At 53.5% G+C, this 19,810-nt stretch carries 19 protein-coding genes; 16 read left to right on the top strand and 3 right to left on the bottom strand.

Going from position 1 to position 19,810, the window contains the following annotated elements; genetic code table 11:
* From H5U36_02855 to H5U36_02840, 4 genes are all read left to right on the top strand, one after another.
* Positions 1-445, top strand: a 445-nt coding sequence (locus H5U36_02855) for an aminotransferase class III-fold pyridoxal phosphate-dependent enzyme (protein ID MBC7217113.1), incomplete at its 5' end; no start/stop codon positions are given.
* Positions 446-459: 14 nt separating this feature from the next.
* A complete protein-coding gene (locus H5U36_02850) occupies positions 460-1,680 on the top strand; it encodes an argininosuccinate synthase (protein ID MBC7217112.1) in 1,221 nt (406 codons plus the stop codon).
* A gap of 22 nt (positions 1,681-1,702) precedes the next feature.
* Positions 1,703-3,127: an argininosuccinate lyase gene (gene argH, locus H5U36_02845; protein ID MBC7217111.1), complete on the top strand. Its 1,425-nt coding sequence runs from the start codon at positions 1,703-1,705 to the stop codon at positions 3,125-3,127.
* Positions 3,128-3,130: 3 nt separating this feature from the next.
* Complete coding sequence (locus tag H5U36_02840) at positions 3,131-4,444, top strand: glutamine synthetase (protein ID MBC7217110.1); 1,314 nt, start codon at positions 3,131-3,133, stop codon at positions 4,442-4,444.
* Here H5U36_02840 and mnmG read toward each other — a convergent pair.
* Both mnmG and malQ read right to left on the bottom strand, forming a co-directional pair.
* Positions 4,441-6,315, bottom strand: coding sequence for a tRNA uridine-5-carboxymethylaminomethyl(34) synthesis enzyme MnmG (mnmG, locus tag H5U36_02835; protein ID MBC7217109.1), 1,875 nt, complete (start codon positions 6,313-6,315; stop codon positions 4,441-4,443). The two genes, H5U36_02840 and mnmG, sit on opposite strands and share 4 nt — an antisense overlap.
* A complete protein-coding gene (malQ, locus tag H5U36_02830; protein MBC7217108.1) occupies positions 6,293-8,320 on the bottom strand; it encodes a 4-alpha-glucanotransferase in 2,028 nt (675 codons plus the stop codon). Before malQ ends, mnmG begins: the two co-directional genes overlap by 23 nt.
* A gap of 82 nt (positions 8,321-8,402) precedes the next feature.
* Between malQ and H5U36_02825 the strand changes: the two genes are divergently transcribed.
* Genes H5U36_02825 through H5U36_02795 form a run of 7 tightly spaced genes read left to right on the top strand, consistent with a single transcriptional unit; the run spans position 8,403 to position 15,237 of the window.
* A complete protein-coding gene (locus tag H5U36_02825) occupies positions 8,403-8,810 on the top strand; it encodes a hypothetical protein (GenBank protein MBC7217107.1) in 408 nt (135 codons plus the stop codon).
* Positions 8,807-10,009, top strand: coding sequence for a Gfo/Idh/MocA family oxidoreductase (locus H5U36_02820; GenBank protein ID MBC7217106.1), 1,203 nt, complete (start codon positions 8,807-8,809; stop codon positions 10,007-10,009). Before H5U36_02825 ends, H5U36_02820 begins: the two co-directional genes overlap by 4 nt.
* An 11-nt stretch (positions 10,010-10,020) precedes the next feature.
* Positions 10,021-10,275 (top strand): phosphoribosylformylglycinamidine synthase subunit PurS, encoded by a 255-nt coding sequence (gene purS, locus H5U36_02815; GenBank protein MBC7217105.1) that lies wholly within the window; start codon positions 10,021-10,023, stop codon positions 10,273-10,275.
* The gene (gene purQ / locus H5U36_02810) at positions 10,275-11,000 is read left to right on the top strand and encodes a phosphoribosylformylglycinamidine synthase subunit PurQ (protein MBC7217104.1); all 726 of its coding nucleotides are present in this window, start codon (positions 10,275-10,277) and stop codon (positions 10,998-11,000) included. Before purS ends, purQ begins: the two co-directional genes overlap by 1 nt.
* Positions 10,973-13,183, top strand: a complete 2,211-nt coding sequence (purL, locus tag H5U36_02805) for a phosphoribosylformylglycinamidine synthase subunit PurL (GenBank protein ID MBC7217103.1) — start codon at positions 10,973-10,975, stop codon at positions 13,181-13,183. The genes purQ and purL overlap by 28 nt, the downstream gene beginning before the upstream one ends.
* Complete coding sequence (locus tag H5U36_02800; protein ID MBC7217102.1) at positions 13,176-14,573, top strand: amidophosphoribosyltransferase; 1,398 nt, start codon at positions 13,176-13,178, stop codon at positions 14,571-14,573. Before purL ends, H5U36_02800 begins: the two co-directional genes overlap by 8 nt.
* Positions 14,554-15,237: a DUF429 domain-containing protein gene (locus tag H5U36_02795; protein ID MBC7217101.1), complete on the top strand. Its 684-nt coding sequence runs from the start codon at positions 14,554-14,556 to the stop codon at positions 15,235-15,237. Before H5U36_02800 ends, H5U36_02795 begins: the two co-directional genes overlap by 20 nt.
* Here the strand turns inward: H5U36_02795 and H5U36_02790 are convergent.
* Entirely contained in the window at positions 15,203-15,691 is a 489-nt protein-coding gene (locus tag H5U36_02790) for a flavodoxin domain-containing protein (protein ID MBC7217100.1), read from the bottom strand. The two genes, H5U36_02795 and H5U36_02790, sit on opposite strands and share 35 nt — an antisense overlap.
* A 105-nt stretch (positions 15,692-15,796) precedes the next feature.
* Here H5U36_02790 and H5U36_02785 point away from each other — a divergent pair, with 105 nt between their 5' ends.
* The 5 genes from H5U36_02785 to H5U36_02765 all read left to right on the top strand — a co-directional run.
* The gene (locus H5U36_02785; protein MBC7217099.1) at positions 15,797-16,123 is read left to right on the top strand and encodes a hypothetical protein; all 327 of its coding nucleotides are present in this window, start codon (positions 15,797-15,799) and stop codon (positions 16,121-16,123) included.
* On the top strand, positions 16,110-18,080 hold the full coding sequence (locus H5U36_02780; GenBank protein MBC7217098.1) for a hypothetical protein: 1,971 nt from the start codon (positions 16,110-16,112) through the stop codon (positions 18,078-18,080). Before H5U36_02785 ends, H5U36_02780 begins: the two co-directional genes overlap by 14 nt.
* Before the next feature lie 14 nt (positions 18,081-18,094).
* The gene (locus H5U36_02775; GenBank protein ID MBC7217097.1) at positions 18,095-18,574 is read left to right on the top strand and encodes a V-type ATP synthase subunit K; all 480 of its coding nucleotides are present in this window, start codon (positions 18,095-18,097) and stop codon (positions 18,572-18,574) included.
* Between the two features lie 12 nt (positions 18,575-18,586).
* Complete coding sequence (locus tag H5U36_02770; GenBank protein ID MBC7217096.1) at positions 18,587-19,183, top strand: hypothetical protein; 597 nt, start codon at positions 18,587-18,589, stop codon at positions 19,181-19,183.
* A partial coding sequence (locus H5U36_02765; protein ID MBC7217095.1) for a V-type ATPase subunit occupies positions 19,180-19,810 on the top strand: 631 nt, incomplete at its 3' end. The genes H5U36_02770 and H5U36_02765, both read left to right, overlap by 4 nt.

Genomic DNA, 19,810 nt, shown 5'->3' with positions numbered 1-19,810 from the left:
CGCCAAGGGCCTCGGAGGGGGGCTTCCTATCGGTGCCGTTTTGGTAAACGAGAAGGTTGTAGAGATTACAAAGAAAGGGGACCACGGAAGCACCTTCGGAGGGAATCCGGTAGCCGCTCGGAGTGCCTGTGTTGTCATAGATACCGTGTCTCAGGAAGCCTTTCTTCAATCCGTGCGACAGAAGGGTGAGATGCTCAAGGAGCGGCTTGAGGATCTGCAATCCTCCTTCCCTGAAAAGGTACGGGAGGTACGTGGCCTTGGCCTCATGTGGGGACTTGAGGTACCGGGAAAGGCAAAGGAACTGGCTCAGAAAATGTTCGCAAGGAAGGTACTCGTGAATGCCTGCAATGAGGATACGGTTCGTTTCCTTCCCCCTCTTGTGATTCAGGAAACTGACCTGTGCCGTGGAATGGACATTCTGCGAGAGGTCCTTGTGGACCTTTAAGGGAGGCTGGGACAATGAGTGCGACAAAGAAAGTTGTTCTTGCGTATTCGGGAGGGCTGGATACCTCTGTCGCTATTCGGTGGCTCCAGGAAGAGTTCCAGGCAGAAGTTTACGCGGTAACCCTTGACCTTGGTCAGGGGAAGGATATCGCGGAAATTCAGAAGAAAGCCTTAAGCATTGGGGCTAAGGAAGCTCTGGTTTTTGATGTGAAGGAGGAGTTTCTCAACGAGTACGTTCTCCCTGCGCTCTGGGCAAAGGCGGTGTATGAGAGGCGCTACCCTCTTTCCACAGCGCTTTCCCGACCCCTCATTGCAAAGTACCTTGTGAAGGTAGCCGAGGAAAAAGGGGCAACCATGGTTGCCCACGGTTGCACCGGGAAGGGTAACGACCAGGTACGTATTGAAGTAGCCGTGGCCGCCCTGAACCCGGATCTCAAAGTCATTGCACCAGCACGCGTGTGGGGATGGACGAGAGAGGAAGAAATAGAGTACGCCAATGCTCACGGAATCCCCGTCCCTGTTACCGTTGAGCGCCCGTACAGTATCGACCAGAACATCTGGGGACGGAGCATTGAGTGCGGAGTTCTCGAAGATCCCTGGGTAGAACCTCCTGAAGACGTCTTTGCCTGGACAAAGAACCCTCTTGAGGCTCCTGACGAACCCGCATACATTGAGATTGGATTCGAGGAGGGCGTGCCGAAGCTCCTCTGGGGGCAGTACTATTCGCTCATAAATCTCGTGGAAGAGCTCAACCGGGTGGGAGGCGAACATGGCTTTGGTCGAATTGACCACGTGGAGAACCGCCTCGTGGGTATCAAATCTCGGGAAGTCTACGAATGCCCTGCGGCCTTGATACTTCTTGAGGCTTACCGGGATCTCGAGCAGCTCATCCTTCCCCGAGAGGTCACTCACTTCAAGCCGTACCTTGAAGAACGGTACGCCCAACTCGTGTACGAGGGTCTCTGGTACTCGCCACTCCGGGAAGCCCTTGACGCCTTCATGCGCTCCCTTGCCCGAAGGATTACCGGAACGGTCCGCGTGAAGCTCTACAAGGGAAGCATGCAGGTGGTTGGCAGGAAATCGGAGTACTCCCTTTACGATTTTGGCCTTGCAACCTACGATAGGGGAGACCTCTTCGACCATAAAGCCAGCGAGGGATTCATAACCCTCTGGAGCCTTCCTTCCCGCACACAGGCAGTGGTGGCACGGAGATGCCGGAAAAGCTGTGGTGAGTGATATGAAACTCTGGGGAAGTCGAATGGAGAAGGAGCTCGATGCGGAGGTTTTTGCCTTCTCCACTTCGATTCACGATGACTATTTCCTGTACCCTTACGACATCTGGGGAAGCATTGCTCATTGCCTGGGTCTTCAAAAGGTTCAGCTTTTGAGCAAGGATGAAGCATCGCGCATCATTTCTGGTCTCAGAGAGGTGTACTCTGCCCTCGAAGAGGGAAGGATTGACCCCTCGCCCTTTGAGGACGTTCACAGTCTCGTTGAGGTTACCCTGAAAGAGCGCATTGGTGACCTTGCGGGAAAACTGCATACCGGAAGAAGCAGGAACGACCAAATCGTTCTCGATGAACGGTTGTACCTCAGGGAGAAGATTGCCGAATGTCTTGAGCGTGTTCTCGTCCTTGAGGAAGCCCTTCTCCGAAAGGCAGAAACGTACCAAGACCTTGTCATGCCAGGGTTCACCCATCTTCAGCCTGCGCAACCGGTGCTTTTCTCCTACCATCTCTTAACCTACTTCTTTATGTTCCAGAGAGACATTGCTCGCCTGAAGGAGGCCCTGAGTCGGGTGAATGTCTCCCCTCTTGGAGCTTCAGCGCTCTGTGGAACTTCGCTCCCCCTTGACCGCTTCTTCGTGGCGGAACTCCTGGCATTTCCGAAAGTCCAGGAGCACGCAATGGATGCCGTCTCGGATCGGGATTTCCTTCTTGATGCCCTCCATGGGCTCTCCACGTTCGCGCTTCACCTCAGCCGCTTAGGGGAGGAAATCGTTTTCTGGAGTACGCCATTCTTCTCTTTCATTTCCATTGATGACGCTTTCACAACCGGCTCAAGCATCATGCCCCAGAAGAAAAACCCAGACGTTGCCGAGCTCCTTCGGGGCAAGGCGGGGGAAATTCTCTCCTCCTGGGTGAGCCTTGCCGTTACTCTCAAGGGCCTCCCCTTAAGCTACAATCGGGATCTCCAGCAGGACAAGCGCCCCCTCTTTAGGGCTATCCAGGAAGGGCTTGCAATGGCATCGATTGCTGCCCGTCTCATCGACCACATCTCTCCAAACCCGGAGGGAATGGAGAAGGCCCTTCAAGAAGGCTTCTTGACTGCGACAGACCTCTGTGAGTACCTCGTCACTAAGGGTCTTCCTTTCCGAAAGGCCCATGAACTTGTGGGAAGTGTGGTCCGCAAACTCTTCAAGGAGGGAAGAACCCTCAGAGACCTCACGCCCGAGGACTTCGGGGAGTGGGCACATCTCTACGATTCGCATATCCAGGAGGTAGTTGACGAGAAACGCTCTGTGTCCCGAAAACCTTCCTTTGGGAGTACCGCTCAAAAAGAGGTGCTCCGAATGTGCAAAGAAGGCTTTGCCTTTGTTGCAAAGGAGAGGAGAGAGTTGAGCGAGCTTCAGAAATCGTGGCAAAAGAGTTTCGCAGAGCTCGTAGGAGAGCGGAGGCGGTAGAGAATGCAAGAGGCACGAGATATACTCAAAGAGGTCGAGAAACTGGGAATTCGTTTCGTTCGCCTGCAGTTTGTCGACGTTCTGGGCATCCCCAAAAATGTGGAGATACCTGCAAAGAAACTCTCTCAGGCCCTGGAAGAGGGAGTGAATTTCGACGGTTCCTCAATCCAGGGATTTGTTCGGATTGAGGAATCGGATATGAAGCTTGTTCCGGATCCCGATACTTTCATCATCTGCCCCTGGGAGGAGGAGCGGGTTGCCCGAGTTATCTGTGACGTTCGCCGTCCCGACGGGAGCCCCTTTGAAGGATGCCCCCGGACCAACCTCAAAAGGGTCCTTAAGGAAGCGGAAGAGAAGGGCTACGAGTTCAAGGTCGGCACAGAGGCTGAATTCTTCATCTTGAAGTACGAAAAGGGACAGGTCGTGACCAGTGACCATGGGAGTTACTTTGACCTCCTCCCGCTTGATCTTGAGGAGAGCCTGCGTCGGGATATGGTCATCGCCCTTGAGGAACTCGGTTTTCGGATAGAAGCTTCACACCATGAGGTGGCTCCATCGCAACACGAAATCGACTTTGAATACGGCAATGCCTTAAAGATTGCCGACAACCTTGTTACCTTGAAGCTTGTGGTTAAGACCTTTGCCCTTCGCAAGGGGTACGTCGCCACTTTCATGCCCAAACCTCTCTACGGAGTTCCGGGCTCAGGGATGCACACGCACCTTTCGCTCTTTCGAGGGGACGAAAACCTTTTCTATGATCCTCAGAGCCCTGACGGTTTGAGCCGCATCGCAAAAGGCTTCATTGCGGGGCTTTTGGAACACGCTCCCGCCATTACCGCCATTACTAACCCCCTCGTAAACTCGTACAAGCGTCTTGTCCCGGGGTATGAAGCTCCGGTGTACATTGCCTGGGCAGAGAAGAACCGAAGCCCTCTTGTCCGTGTTCCTCCTCAGCGAGGAAGGGGAACGCGAGCGGAGTTCCGAAGCCCTGACCCTTCTTGCAACCCCTACCTTGCCTTTGCCGTAATCCTAAAGGCTGGAATCGATGGTATAGAACGAAATCTCGACCCGGGCCGTCCCTGTAACAATGTCAACCTCTACGACCTTACCTGCGAGGAGCGGGAGGAATGGGGCATTCGCCATCTCCCGCGGAATCTCGAAGAAGCCCTTTCAGCTCTTGAGAAAGACGAAGTGGTTAAAAGTGCCCTAACTCCCCATATTCTCGACTATTTCCTCAAGGCCAAGCGTCAGGAGTGGGAAGATTTCCAGAGAACCGTTCATCCCTGGGAGATTGAGCGGTACCTCGAGCTCTATTAACTCCTCCTTCCTCGGTCGAGATAGGCAAGAAGTACCATGATATCCGAAGGGGTGACTCCCGGGATTCGAGACGCCTGCCCAAGGGTGCGGGGACGGATTTCTGCCATTCGTTCCTGAGCCTCCCGGGAGAGACCCTTCACCTGTGAAAAGTCGAAATCCTCGGGGATGGTTTTTTCCTCAAGTCGGCGAAATTCCTCAATCTGGCGCTTTTGTCTCTCTATGTAGCCTTTGTACTTGACTTCGATTTCCACTTCCTCCACCACCTGAGGAGGTAAGGAGGGCCGATTCGGGTCAAAGGGAGCAAGGTCCCTGTAGGAGATGTGAGGACGCGCAAGGAGAGCAGAAAGCTTTGTGGCTTCTTTGAGAGGAGGCATACCTTTTTTCTCAAGAAGGGCGTTAAGCTCCGGAGTTGGGTACACGGTGGTTTGCTGGAGCCGTTCTATCTCCCGAGCAATTGCCCTTTCCTCCTCGGCTATCCTCAAGTACCGCTCTCGTGAGATTGTCCCCACCTCGTACGCGTAACGGGAAAGGCGGTAATGGGCGTTGTCGTGACGGATGTACAGTCTGTACTCAACCTTCCCTGGCCGGAGGCGGTATGGCTCAACAACGCCCTTCGTCACAAGGTCGTCCACCATGACCCCTATGTAGCTCTCGTCCCGTCGGAGAACAAGCGGCGGCTTCCCCTGAACGTACCTTCCAGCGTTAATACCCGCAAGAATCCCCTGTCCTGCCGCTTCTTCATACCCGGAGGTTCCGTTGATCTGTCCTGCCAGGAAAAGGCCTGGAATTTTTTTGCACTCAAGGGATGGTTTGAGTTGCGTTGGAAGCACGTAGTCGTACTCGATACCGTACCCGGGGCGGATGATATGGGCTTTCTCAAGGCCGGGAATGGACCGAACGATCAGCCATTGGACTTCCTCAGGGAGAGAGGTGAAGAGTCCCTGGGCATAGACTTCATTTGTATCCTCTCCCTCAGGTTCGATGAAGATGAGGTGCTGTTCCCGGTCGGGGAACCGAAAAACCTTGTCCTCAATGGACGGACATTCCCGAACCGGAGAACTTTCAGCAAGAGTGTAGAGGAGAGGGGCGCAATGGAAATTGGCCTTGATGATGTCGCAAGTCTCTTTTGTCGTCCTTGTGATGAAAACCGACTGACCTTCGTAAACCCGGGGGATTCCATCGTAGGAGAAACAGAGAGGTTCTTCATCGCTTTTCTGTTCTTCCATTCGGGAGAAATCGATGGTCCTTCGGTCAAGCCGCGGAGGAGTACAGGTATTGAGCCTTCCTAACTCAAGCCCGGTCCTACGGAGGGCTGCGCTCAGGCGAGTTGCAGGAAATTCCCCGTGGCGACCGGCAGGGTACGCGAGCTCCCCGATGCGAATGACCCCGTTGAGGAACGTTCCCGTGCAGAGAACAACCGCCTTTGCGTAGAACTCTGTGCCGTACTGCACTCGGACCCCTCGGACGGACCCATCCTTGTTGAGGAGAATATCCTCAACCTCTCCTTGGAAGAAGGAAAGATTTGGAAGGGCTTCGAGGAATTTCCGCATCACCAGGCTGTACATATCACGCTTTGTCTGTGCGCGGAGCGTCTGTACGGCCTGTCCTTTTCCTGTGTTCACCCGTTTTATGTGGATGGTGCATTCGTCCGTAACCTTGGCCATGAGACCCCCCAAGGCGTCAACCTCTCGAACGACATGACCCTTCCCAGGGCCGCCAATAGCCGGATTACAGGGCATGAGGGCAATGTGGTGGATGGAGTGAGTGACAAGAAGGGTTCGAAGACCCATTTTTGCAGAAGCGCAGGCAGCTTCGCACCCGGCATGTCCTCCGCCAACAACAATGACGTCAAAAGTGTTCCCGAACTTCACCGGTATTCCTCCTCCCAAGGTCAAAGAGAGATGCAAGGTAGGAGAGTCGCTTTTCAAAGTCCTCTGGCTCCAAAAAGATTCGATGGCGCCAATTCGGGTACTCCCAGGTGGTGCCAGGAAGGTTGAGTTGCTTTGCGCTTCCAAGGAGGTCATCGATACTTATTGAAACTACAAGAGAAGGGGTGGCGACGAGGAACCGGAAAAGAGCAGGAAGCATGCCATCTTCTCTGAGAAAACCCCATTCTTTCAGCTTCTCAAAACACGCTCTGATGAACTCTTCTCGATCCGCAAGGAGAAAGGACGCCTCCTCCGGGGTGAGAATACGAAGGGCCAACCGCGTGGTGATATCATCCCCCTTGAGGAATGCCGCAAGGGGAGGCATGTCATGAGTGTTGAGAGTGGCGTAACTCCTTTTGGGGTATTTTTCGGGGGGACGCGGCGCATGTTCATCCCGTTCAAAGTAGAATACCCGGGTTGAGAGAATCGAAGATCTCCTGAGGACACTTCTCAGGAAACGTGGGACGGTTCCCAAATCCTCTCCAATGATGGTGATCCTGTTCCGCACGCTCTCAAGGGTCAAAATGGCAAGAAGCTTCCGGAATGGGTACTCTACGTAGGTTCCTTCGGGAGCCTTCTTCCCTTCAGGGATCCAGAAAAGTCTCTTCAGGCCCATAATGTGGTCGAGCCGAAGAAAGCGGGCAAAGCGCATGTTCATGCGAAGAAGCGCGATGAAATCTGTGTAGCGGGTTTCTTCCATGCGTAGCGGGGAGAAGGGGTGGAACCCCCAGTTCTGCCCCTCTGGAGAAAAGTCATCAGGAGGTGCTCCCACGGTACACGAGAAGACCATTTTGTCTTGGGAAAGCCAGCTTTCAATCCCCGAAGGAGCACATCCCACGGGAAGGTCAAAACAGAGAATGCGTTCTTTCGCAGTGAGCCTCTTGAGGAAACCATGCATGAGCCACTGAAGGAAGGAGAAGTAGAGAACCTCGTACTCATGCTCTTGAGCAAAAAGCGCAAGAGCTCTTTCCTCTCTCTTCTGAAGGGGTAAGGGCCATTTTTGCCAGTTTGAGCCTTTCTCTAAAGCAATAGCAAGGTAGAGTGAAGAGGGAAAGAGCCAGTCCTTCTCGCGATTCGTGAATTCTTGGAAATCGTTCCATAAAGCAGCAAATGTCCCATTCCTCTTTTCCCAAAAGGCCCGAAAGACGCTTCGCAGGAAAGAATCCTTTCTCTGCCAGACTCTTTCGTAATCGACAAGGTCCTCGGTATCCCCAAAATCTCGGGGAACCGGAACAGAAAGCCCTGGGAAAAGGGCAGAGACCTCCTCAAGAGGCAGGTAAATGGGGTCAAAGAGGAGACGGGAAAGCGGCAGGTAAGGGCTCGCTCCCCCGGGAGCTCTCTTTGCCGTAAGATGTAAGGGAAGAAGCCCGAAGAATTTCCCCCCGAGCTCAAGGACAATGTTGCAGAGTTTTTCGAGATCCTTGAGGTCTCCGATGCCTTGGCTTCGCTCTGTCGCCACCGCAAAGAGCGCTCCATGGACCCCCCAGATTTTCTGGTCCTCAAGATAGGCTTCATGAGGCGAGAAGACAAGGAGTGATGTAATTTCTGGACCTCCTTTTGGGGAGAGAAGGAGGGTGTAGTATCCCCATGGGGAGTCTTCCGGGAGCACCACCTCTAAGGCAGGAGGGGAAAAGGGGAAGGAGGAAATCACCTCTCCGTCTTCATTAAGGACAAAAGCCTCACCGGCTCCTATTCCCGAAGGAAGGACAAGTTTTTTCTTCCTCTTCCATAGAACATGGGTCAAAAAGGCAAGGGCTTTCCTTCTCTCCTTAGCCTCTCTGAGGTTTCTACGTAACCCCTCAAGAGAGAAATCCCCGACCCCCATAGCCCCAAGGAGAGCAACAAGGGTCTCTTGAGGAACCTCCACACGGGTTCCCCTGATGCTCCAGTACTCCGAAGCGATGCCGTACTCTGCAGCAAGGGCTTTCAAGCTGTCCTTCCAGGTCATGGCGCTTTGCCAACTATTATACGGGAAAGAGGAAAAGCGGGTGCAGCTCCTCCGGTTCTCCCCTTCACCTTTATAGGAAGCCATCGAATGTTATAATATCCTGGGAGTGAGAACTATTTCCATACCCAAGGGAAGAATTTTCCGGCTGTACATTGAAGACCATTACCCCTTTGGGGAATTTGCCCTCATTCGGGTGCGAGGAGATGCTGCTGAGGTGGGATTCGTTCTTGCCGATGAGGATCCGGCAAAGTACGCTCTGCTTCGAGACCAGGCCCTTGGAATGGCCAAATACCTCCAAAAGAGGCTTAAGGAGGAAGGGCTGCACCATATCGCCCTTCCCAGCGTCGGAAAGGACCTCGATTTCATTACCGTGTCCCTTATTGTGGACCTCTCAGGATTCGAGGAGGAGAAGATACGGGAGATAGCAGACCGCATCATGCGACTTCTTGGGGAAATCAACCCCTACAGGGGAAAGGAGGAAGAAAAATGAGCGAAAAGGTTGGCTTTGTGGCAATGGGAGAGGTCAAGGGTGTGGGGGGAGAGATTCCGGAGATTGGCATCGGAATGCTTGGGTACGCCTTCATGGGTAAGGCACATACTAATGCGTATAAGAAGTACCCTTACATTTTCTGGCCCCCCGTGGCTTTTCCGAAGCTCGTTGCCATCTGCGGCCGGAACGAAGCTGCAGTCCGGGAAGCCATGCTCCGTTACGGCTACAAGAAGTACTACACGAACTGGAGGGAAATGATTCAGGATCCAGAAGTGCAAATCCTTGACAATGGGGGACCAAATTCCCTCCACCTTGAGCCCTCAGTCGAGGCTCTGAAAGCAGGAAAACACGTTTTTTGTGAGAAACCCCTTGCAGGAACTGCGGAAGAAGCAAAAATCATGTGGGAGGCGGCGAAAAACTCAAAGGCCAAAGCCATGGTCTGCTTCAACTATCGCTTTGTTCCTGCGCTGCGACTTGCCCGGGATCTCATTGCTTCAGGAGAACTCGGCGAAATCTACCACTTTCGAGCTCGGTACCTCCAGGAGTGGATTATGGACCCGAACTTCCCGGCCGTATGGCGTCTTGACAAAAATGTCGCTGGTTCCGGAGCATTAGGGGATCTCGGCTCCCACATCATTGACCTTGCTCGGTTCCTTGTGGGAGAAATTGCTGCGGTAAGTGCTGTGACCAGGACTTTCATTAAGGAGCGCCCTGCGCCAGACGATCCCTCAAAGAAAGTCCCGGTAACGGTGGATGATGCTTTCGCTGCGGTTGTGGAGTTCGCCAATGGAGCGATTGGGACTCTTGAAGCCTCCCGCTTTTGCGCAGGACGGAAGAACCACCAGGTTATCGAAATCAATGGCTCTAAGGGAACCATTGTCTTCAACCTTGAGCGTCTCAACGAGCTTGAGGTGTACCGCGTGGGTGAGGAACCAAAGGTTCTCCAGGGCTTCCACAACGTCCTTGTAACGGAGAGTTACCATCCTTTCTGGGAGAACTGGTGGCCTCACGGGCATATCATTGGTTGGGAACATACCTTTGTCCATGCCATTGCCCACTTCCTTGAAGCCATTGTCAAAGGGAAAGAAATCGCTCCCTATGGGGCAACTTTCGAAGACGGGTACCGCTGCGCTGTCGTTTGTGACGCTATTCTGCGCTCTGCAGTCTCTGGAAAACGAGAAGAAATCCGCTATGAATAGAGGGAAGAGCGATGAAGTACTGTGGTAAGGTCGTTGTTACGCTGAAGCCAGGAGTTTTCGATCCCCAGGGGACGACTATCAGAAACGCTCTCCATGCTCTTGCCTACCGGGAGGTTGAGGAGGTGGAAACCGGAAAGTACTTCAAAATTATCCTTGAGGCGGCAACAAAAGAGGAGGCAAAAGAGAGAATCCAGAGGATGTGTGACCAGCTTCTTGCCAATCCGGTTATTGAACAGTACACTTTCGAGGTCGAGGAGTACCGGTAATGCGCTTTGGTGTTGTCGTTTTCCCAGGGTCAAACTGTGACTACGATTGTTTCTATGCTCTGAGGGATGTCCTGAAGCAGGACGTTGTGTTCCTCTGGCACGGAGATTCGGACCTCCAGGGATGCGACTATGTGGTCCTCCCTGGAGGTTTCAGCTATGGGGATTACCTCCGCGCCGGTGCCATTGCTCGTTTTTCCCCTATTATGGAGGCCATCCGGGATTTTGTATCCCAGGGGGGAATTGTTGTTGGCATCTGCAACGGCTTCCAGATTCTCCTTGAGAGTGGCCTTTTGAGAGGTGCCCTCTTGCCAAACCGGAATGGGCGGTTCATCTGCCGGTACGTCCACCTTAGGGTCGAAAACGCGAACACCCCCTTTACATACCTCTGTACCCCCGGGGAGGTCCTTCGCGTTCCTGTTGCCCATTACCAGGGAAACTTCTTTCTCCCTCAGGAAGAGCTCAAAAGGCTCGAAGAAAGGGGACAGATCCTTTTCCGGTACTGTGGACCTTCAGGAGAGGTGGACGAAAGGTACAACCCGAATGGTTCAGTGGGGAATGTTGCAGGAATTGCCTCTTCCGATTTTCGAGTCATGGGCATGATGCCCCATCCGGAGAGGGCTTGCGAGGAACTCCTTGGATCGACTGACGGTCGAAAAATTTTCCTCTCTATTGCTGCGTGGCTGGAGGAAAGGGCAAAATGCAGGCTACAGACCTTGAGAGAGTAGCACGGGAACTTGGTCTTCGGAAAGAAGAGTACGAGCGCATCCTTGCCATTCTCGGCCGAACGCCTACACCCACAGAAATAGCCATGTTTTCGGTGGAGTGGTCAGAGCACTGCGGATACCTTCACTCCAAGAGATGGCTTGAGCTCCTTCCTCGAGAAGGGCGTTTTGAGGTCCTTGTGGGGGAGGATGCGGGAGGCATAGTGTACGATGGTATGGCCGTCGTCTTTAAGATGGAAAGCCATAACCACCCTTCCCAGGTTGAACCAAAGCAGGGTGCCGCAACGGGTATTGGAGGAATCATTCGGGACATTCTGGGGAGCGGTGCTCGTCCCATTGCGTGTCTTGATTCCCTCCATTTTGGACCTCCCGAAGATCCCCGCTCCTGGTATGTGGCTAAGGGCGTGGTAGAGGGAATTGCCTGGTACGGAAACTGCGTGGGGGTTCCGACTGTCGCGGGAGAAACGTGGTTCTACCCTGCGTTCCGGGGAAATTGTCTCGTAAACGTTATGTGCATTGGCATTGCTCCCCAGGGAAAGCTCGTTCGAGCAGTTGCAAGGGGCGTGGGGAATGCCATCATGTACGTGGGGAATAGAACAGGGCGAGATGGCATCGGAGGATGCAGTGTCCTTGCTTCTCAGGAATTTGGTGAGAACGAGGAGAAGCGCCCAAGCGTGCAGATTGGCGATCCCTTTACTGAAAAGTGTCTCATCGAGGCTACTCTCGAAGCACTGGAGACGGGTTTTGTTGTAGGCATGAAGGACATGGGGGCAGCAGGACTCACCTGTTCCTCAAGCGAGATGGCGGCTTCAGGAGGAAGCGGTATAGATATTGACCTTGATCGCGTTCCGGTTCGGGAAGAGGGGATGGAAGCCTGGGAAATCATGATGTCTGAATCCCAGGAGCGCATGCTCCTTTGTGTTCTGAGAGGACACGAGGAGGAGATTCGAAGTATTTTTAAGAAATGGGGGCTGGAAGCCGAGGTCATTGGGAGAGTGACAGATACTGGAAGGGTCACCATCCGGTACCGTGGAGAGGTTGTAGCTGACATCCCTGCCAGGGAACTCGTGCGACCACCGGTGTATGTACCTCCAAGAGAACGCCCCGCTTACCTTGAAAAGGTCAACAACTTCTCCGTAAATGATGTGCCTATTCCCCAGGATCTCGGAAAGGCCTTCGAAGAGCTTCTCGGTTCCCCGAACATCGCTTCCAAACGATGGATTTTCGAGCAGTACGACCACATGGTGCAGACGAACACCGTTATCCTCCCGGGAAAGGGAACGGTTGTCCTCCGGGTGAAAGGAAAGCCCTGGGGTATTGCGGTGACCACCGACTGCAACCCCTACTACTGTTTCCTTGATCCCTACCGGGGAGCGCAAATTGCGGTTGCCGAGGCAGCAAGGAACCTTGCCGCCTGCGGTGCCTACCCTGCAGGGGTTACGGACTGCCTGAACTTTGGCAACCCCGAAAAACCGGACCGGTACTGGCAGTTCGTCGAGGCGGTTCGGGGCTTGAGCGATGCTTGCCGCTTTTTCGGGATACCGGTAGTCAGTGGCAATGTTTCCTTCTACAATGAAAGCCCCTTGGGCGCCGTATACCCGACGCCTACCGTGGGCATGGTGGGCATTGTGGAAGAGGTGGAGAAAGCGGTACCCGGGCATTTTGTGAAAGAGGGGAGCGTTGTTGTCCTCCTTGGAGAAACGAAAGAGGAGCTTGGAGGAAGTGAGTACCTCAGGGTTGTCCATGGCATTGAAGCCGGTCCACCTCCTTCCCTTGATCTCCCCTTCGAAAAACGCCTCCAGGAATTCCTCATAGGCTGTGTCCGGGACGGTCTTTTCCTCTCCTCGTCTGACGTGAGTGAAGGGGGAGTTGCCATAGCTGTTGCCGAAGCAGCACTCTCGGGAGAAAGACCCTTCGGGGTCGAGGTGGACCTTGCTCCCTGTGGGGATCTCCGAGAGGATATTCTTCTTTTCGGGGAGAGCTGTGGTCGGGTGCTCGTGAGCGTCGAAAGAGAGAACCTTGGGGTTCTCGTGAAGCGGGCGGAGGAATGGGGAATCCCCTGTGCGGTCCTTGGCAGAGTCGGAGGGGAGCACATAGTATTCCGGAAAGGAGGAAGGGTTCTTCTGAGCTCTCCTCTTTCCCGAGCTCTGGACATTTTCGAGGGAGCACTGACGCGGTATGCATGAAAAGTGTGGAATTTTTGGGGTTTATGGTCTTGAAAACGCTGCTGAAATTGCTTATCTTGGGCTCTTTTCCCTGCAGCACCGGGGACAGGAGGGTGCAGGAATTGTAGCTTCCGACGGGCGGAGATTTCGGGAGCACCGAGGGATGGGACTCGTTGCCGAAATCTTTGACTCTGAGGGACTTAAAAAACTTTCCGGACACATTGCCCTGGGGCACGTACGGTACTCGACTACCGGAACACCATCACCGAGGAATATCCAGCCATTCCTTGGGGAATGTCGCTTTGGAACGCTTGCCATTGCTCACAACGGGAACTTAACGAATACTCTGACCCTCTGGCGGAGACTTGCAAGGAAAGGAGCAATTTTCCAATCCACCATGGACACGGAGCTCATTCTCCACCTTGTGGCCCACAGTGCGTTCGATGGCCTTGAGGATGCACTGAAGGAGGCTCTTTGGCAGATACGAGGTGCCTTTTCCCTTGGCATCATGTCTCCAAGGGCTCTTTTCGCCGCCAGAGATCCGTGGGGGTTTCGACCCCTGTGTCTGGGGAAGCTCGACGGAGGGTATCTTGTGAGTTCTGAGAGCTGCGCTTTCGATGTTCTTGGGGCGGAATTCCTCCGGGAAATCGAGCCAGGAGAAATGCTCGTTATCGATGAAAACGGTCCCCGGTCCTTCTTCTATGCGTATTCCTCGCGGAAAGCGTTCTGTGTTTTCGAGCTCATCTACTTTGCCCGTCCTGATAGCATTGTTTTCGGAAACCGCGTTTACGAGGCGCGAAAGAGAATGGGAAAAATCCTCGCTCGCGATGAGAATTGCAATGCCGACATGGTCATTCCTGTGCCGGATTCGGGTCTTTTTGCCGCTTTGGGTTTTGCGGAGGCTTCGGGCATACCCCTTGAGTTTGCCCTTATTCGAAACCCCTATGTTGGTCGAACCTTCATCCAGCCTTCTCAAGACCTCCGGGATTTCGCTATTCGGCTCAAACTCAACCCCCTGCGAGGCCTTATTGAGGGAAAACGGGTCATTATCATTGAGGATTCCATTGTCCGGGGAAGCACATCCTCCCAGCGCATTGCTACCCTCAAAGCTGCGGGTGCGAAAGAAGTTCACATGCGGGTGAGCTCTCCACCGCACCGATTCCCCTGCTTCTACGGTATTGACTTCCCAACACGGCAAGAGCTCCTTGCTGCCCGCATGAGTCTTGAGGAAATCCAGAGTTTCCTCGGCCTTGACAGTCTCCGATACCTCACCCTTGAGGGATTAAAGGAAAGCCTCACCCCTCCAGAGGACCAGTACTGCTTTGCCTGTTTCACCGGGGAGTACCCGGTTCCTCCCGAGGAAAGCACCGGAAAATTTGTCCTTGAAGAGCATGTGGTTCCTCGGCGTTGACCTCTCTTGGGGGTTTAGGAAACCTTCGTGGGTGTGCGTTCTTGAGGGGCAAGAGAAGAGAACCCTCTGGAGAGAGTTCTTCTCCTTTGTGAGTCTTGCGGAGTGGGAGGATTGCCTCTCGTCTTTCCCTTTCTGCGTTGTTGCCTTTGACGCTCCCTTGCGGGTTTCTGTGGAGAGGGGGCTCCGGAAGGCGGAGAAAGACTTACTTCCCAAGCTCCGGAAGAGGCGCTCAGGTATTATCCCCATAAATCGCGAGATTGCCCGCAGGCGTTACCCCGCCCTCTTTCCCTTCTGGGAAAGCGTGGAAAAGAATTTTTCTCTTTCCCTTGCCAATTCCTCCTGTCGTCGGCGTGCTCTTGAGGTTTTTCCACCTCTCTCGGTCATCGGGTTCTTCGGAGAAGAGGGTCTCAAGCTCTACAGGGAAAGGCACTTTCGGGAGCTCGGTGAGCTCTTTGGAAAGACTACGTCTCCCCTGAAAATTGAGAACCTCAAGAGTTGCCTTTCTGCCTGTCTCTCTCCGCCTCCCGGAAGAAAGGACCGCTTCGATGCCTTTCTCTGTGCCTGCACGGCACTTTTTGCGGTTCAGTACGGAGAAAAAGCCCTCCAGAAATTTGGGGATCGCACGAGCTTCATTGTTTCTCCTTCGTGGAGTGGAGAGCTCTGACGAGTCGTGCAAGGTCTCGGGCGTACGCCTTGCATTCTTCCTCCACCCGCTTATCAAAATCCTCAATGGCCACCGGGCCGTAGTGGCTCCCCTCAGACATTCCCTTTACAACCATCCCGTGGATGAGGAGCGCTTCGAGAATGGACAGGAGAGTTGTCTCGTTGCCTCCCGCAGGATTCGCCGATGAAGCAAAAGCACCTCCGACCTTTCCTTCGAGGTCCCCGTGAAAGCGGACACTCTCGTCGAGGAATTTCTTCACCTCTGAAGCCATGGTCCCATAGTAGGTTGGGGAACCGATGACAATGAGATCATAAGAAGGAAGGGTATCGAGAGGGAAACGGTCCACGGTGTAGAGGTCTGTAGGAATTCCCTCATCGCGTAGAGCGGTTGCAATAGTTTGTGCCATTTTTTCCGTGACCCCCGTTCGAGTGTAGTAGAGCACCACCGCCTTCATAGTCTCGCCTCCTTCGGTTTTTTCTTCTCTGATGATACCATTTCTTGTCAAAGCCTGGTCCTTCTGGTAATATACTCTCCGAATTTTGCTTCGGGGGTTCGTACTATGATTGGCGAAGTTATAGACCGCATTCGCAGGCTCGAGGCGGAGAAGGAACGGGAGATCCGAGAGGCGGAAAAAGAAGCGGTCCAGATTCTTGCCAGGGTGGAAGAGGAGATTGCTCGCCTTCGCGAGACGATGTTCAAAGAAGCCGAGAAAAAAGCCTTGGAACTCTCTCAAGCAATTCTTGCTCGTGGGAAAGAGGAAGAAGAGGCCATTCGAAGGGAGTACAGTGAGAGGGCTCAGCGTCTCCGAGAGGTTCTCAAAAACCGCGTTCAGGAAGTTGTCCAGGAGCTCATAGGGAGGGTACGAGACGTCCATGCCGATAAGTGAGATGCAGCGGGTGGACATTATCGCGCACCACGAGAAGGAGGCCGAAATCGTCGCCCTTCTACAGGACCTCGGTGTGCTTGAAATCGATGTTGCCGAAGACATTGCTTCTTTGGGGGAAAGACCTGCTGTCTCTACAGAAGAACTTGAGCGAACCCTTGGAGAGATTCGGTACTGTCTCGACTTCCTGAACCGGTATCGCTCTGCGAAGCCCTCTTTTCTCGAATCTTTCCTTCCAGCTCCTCTTGAAGTCCCAAAAGAGGAGTTTCTGGCGTGCCGCTTCAATCATGTCCCAGTGTATCGAGCCTGTGTCTCTCTTGAGGAGCAGTTGAACCTCATCCGCACCACCATGAACCGCCTTGCTACGCATCTTGGGTTTTTGTCACGCTTTGAGGCCCTGCCTGTGCCCCTTGAGGATATCGGTGAAACTCGTTTCACAAAAAGCGTTCTCCTTGAGCTTCCTCCGGAAAAAAGAGCCCTTCTTTTTGAGAGACTCACCGAGCGAGGTTCGCTCTGGGTTCCTTTCGAATTCCCCGGTCAGGGGAGAAACCTCATTGTTCTCATTCTCGTGCACAAGGACTTCTCTTCAGCTCTTGAAGAGGTTCTCCAGGAGATAGGTGTTGTTCCCGTTGTTTTCCCCCAGCCTTTTGAAGGAACGGCAAAAGAGGCTGCAGATAGAGTACGGGCCCGTATGGAAGAGCTGGAGAGGGAGCGGAGGAAGCTCCTTGAGAAAGCCGCGTCTTACGTTCGTTTCGAGAGGGACCTGAAGCTTGCTCACGATTACTACGCCTCACTTCTTGAGCGGCGTCGTAAAGAGCAGGAGATTCTGCACACCAAGGAGACCGTTATCATTAGTGGGTGGATCCGCGCCGAGGACGTTGAAAAACTGAAAACCTCGCTTCAGTCCATAGGAAAGGAGTGGGTTCTCTTTTCTCGGGATCCCCAGCCGGGAGAGAAGGTACCCATTGACCTCCGAAACGGTCCCTGGACGAAGAATTTCGAGGTTTTGACGCGGCTCTATGGCCTTCCAAATTACTGGGAACTCGATCCCACACCATTCCTTGCACCCTTCTTTTTCCTCTTTTTTGGAATCTGCCTTGGGGACACCATATACGGTCTCATCCTTGCCCTTCTTGGCTTTCTTGCCCCCCGCTTCCTCAAGACTTCCGAGGGTACGAAACGCTTCTTCCACATGCTTGGGTGGGGTGGAGTAGCTTCCATTATCGTTGGGATGGCAACCGGTTCCTGGCTTGGGGATACCTTCGATTACCTACCGGGGTTTTTAGGCGCCATTACCCGCTTCAAAAAGACCCTCACCCTTATTGACCCAATCACCAATCCTCTGCCGATGCTCATTTTTTCCCTTCTTCTCGGTCTTGTTCAGGTGCTCGTGGGTCTTTTCGTGAGTTTCGTAAAGGAGTGGCGGAGACGGAACTATGCTTCGGCCATTATGGACCAGCTCGGGTGGTTTGCCTTCATTGTGGCCATTGTTCTCTACCTTGGGTCCACACAGCTTGCCTTCCTGAAACCGGTTGCTACACCTCTTCTCATTGGAACGGCGCTCTTTCTTGTGGCAACCCAGGGGAGACAGAAGAAAAACCCCGTCATGAAAGTCCTCTCGGGAATCCTCAGTCTCTATGGAGTTATCTCCTACCTTGGGGATGTCCTTTCATACTCGCGGCTTTTTGCCCTTGGTCTCTCAAGTTCTATTATTGCCATTCTCGCCAGGACTCTTGGAGCTCTTTTTGGAACTTCTCCGTACATCGGATGGCTCATCAGTCTTTTGGTGGCCTTGCTCTTCAACGTTTTCAACCTCGTCATGAGTGGTCTTGGGGCTTTTGTGCACTCCGCCCGCTTGCAGTACGTGGAATTCTTCACGAAGTTCTACGAAAACGGGGGGAAAGAGTTCCAGCCTTTCGGCTACAGGACAAAGTACGTTAAGGTACAAAATCAAGGATGAGGAGGTCGTTGCCTGTGCTTGTGGATGGACTGGTCTTTGCACTCCTTGGATCGGCACTTGCCATTGGCCTTGCCGGGATTGGTTCTGCTGTAGGTGTTGGAATTGCCGGGCAGGTTGGAGCAGGGGTCATGACTGAGGACCCTGGGAAGTTCGGTCAGGTGCTGCTCCTCCAGGCACTTCCGGGAACCCAGGGAATCTACGGTCTTCTTGCCGGATTCTGGGTACTCATTAAGCTTGGCCTTTTTGGAGGAACACCGGCTTCGGTGACGGTGGCCCAGGGTATGCAAATCATGTTTGCTTGCCTTCCAATAGCGATTGTTGGGCTTCTTTCTGGCATTGCTCAGGGAAAGACCGCTGCAGCATCTATTGGCCTCATTGCCCGCCGACCCGAAGAAACTGGTAAAGCCATTATCCTTCCTGCCATGGTCGAGACGTATGCCGTTTTGTCCCTTCTTGCTACCATTCTCCTTCTGAATTCCATCAAACTGTCCTGAGAAGGTGGGTCTATGCCTCTTGAGGATATTCTGAGGCGGATTGAGGAAGAAAGCGAATCTCGAAAAGCTGCTATTCTTGAAAGTGCTCGCAAAGAGGCGGAAGCACGTCGCGAAAAGGCGAGAATGGCTGTTGAAGAGGAAATCTCTTCCTTTCTTGAGCGGAGAAAGCGCGAGGCCGAACTTGAAGTCCAAAGGATGATTGCCGAAGCCCGATTATGGGGGCGGAATGAACTCGCCCGGGTGAAGCAGGAAATGCTCTGGAATCTGCGCAAAGAATTCGAAAACCGTTTGCTCGAAACCATTGAGGGACAGTACGAAGCTTGGTGGAAAGAAGTGCTCTCTAAGGCTGTAGAAGCAGGCGACGAAGAGGTGTGGATGTTCCCGAAGGAAGCGGAGAGACTCGGGCCTCGCTTCGTGGAAGAGGTGAACCGGGAGTTCGGGTACCGTCTTTCCTTTGGCGGAGTCCTCGAGAATGCAAACGAACGAGGATTCCTTTTGAAGCGTGGCGGAATGACCATTGATGTGAGCTTCCGTGCCCTTCTCGAGGACTTTTTCCGTCGCAACGAGCGCGACATTGCACTCATGTTTTTCCAGGGTGTCGAAGGATGAACGGAGAAAAGAACTACGCCTATCTCGTCGGTCGAGTGCGGGTCTTGGAGAGAAGCCTTTTGACCCCCAGGGTCCTTGATGCCCTCTTGCGGGCTGAGGATCTCGATCAGGCCCTTCGGGTTACGGCTGAAATCCCGTACCTTGGCGAGGTCCTCCAGGGAGTTGTCCCAACTCCTCAGAACATCGACCGGGTTCTCACCGAGCATTTCTTTGGTATCGTCAGTGACTTTGCAAGGCAGAAAGGCGGAGAGGAAGTAGCACGATTCTTTCTCCTGGGATTCGATGTAGTGGCAGCAAAGCTTGCAATCAAGCACTTTATGGTTAGAAAACCCTTTGAACAACCGTACCCGGCCTCTTTCGACCCCCGAAGAATTTTCCGGTTCCTCAGCGGTGAGGGAAGCGAGTACTTTCCGGAAAACTTTGCCCAAACTCTTCGGGAGGTTCAGGGGCTCCTTGAAACCCATCCAGGGAACACGCAGGGAGTGGAATTCCTTTTCGATCGGTTCTTCCTGAAGGAGACGTACAATCTTTCCGCCTCTACGGTGGGGCCACTCCGCAAGTGGTACCACCTCTACATCATCTTCGCTTACCTCCGTGGGGCTCTCAGAGCAAGGTACCAGGAGAGAA

Origin of the sequence: Candidatus Caldatribacterium sp., assembly GCA_014359405.1 — a bacterium.
GTDB lineage: Bacteria > Atribacterota > Atribacteria > Atribacterales > Caldatribacteriaceae > Caldatribacterium > Caldatribacterium oleiphilum.
This window is presented reverse-complemented; position numbering and strand designations above follow the sequence as displayed.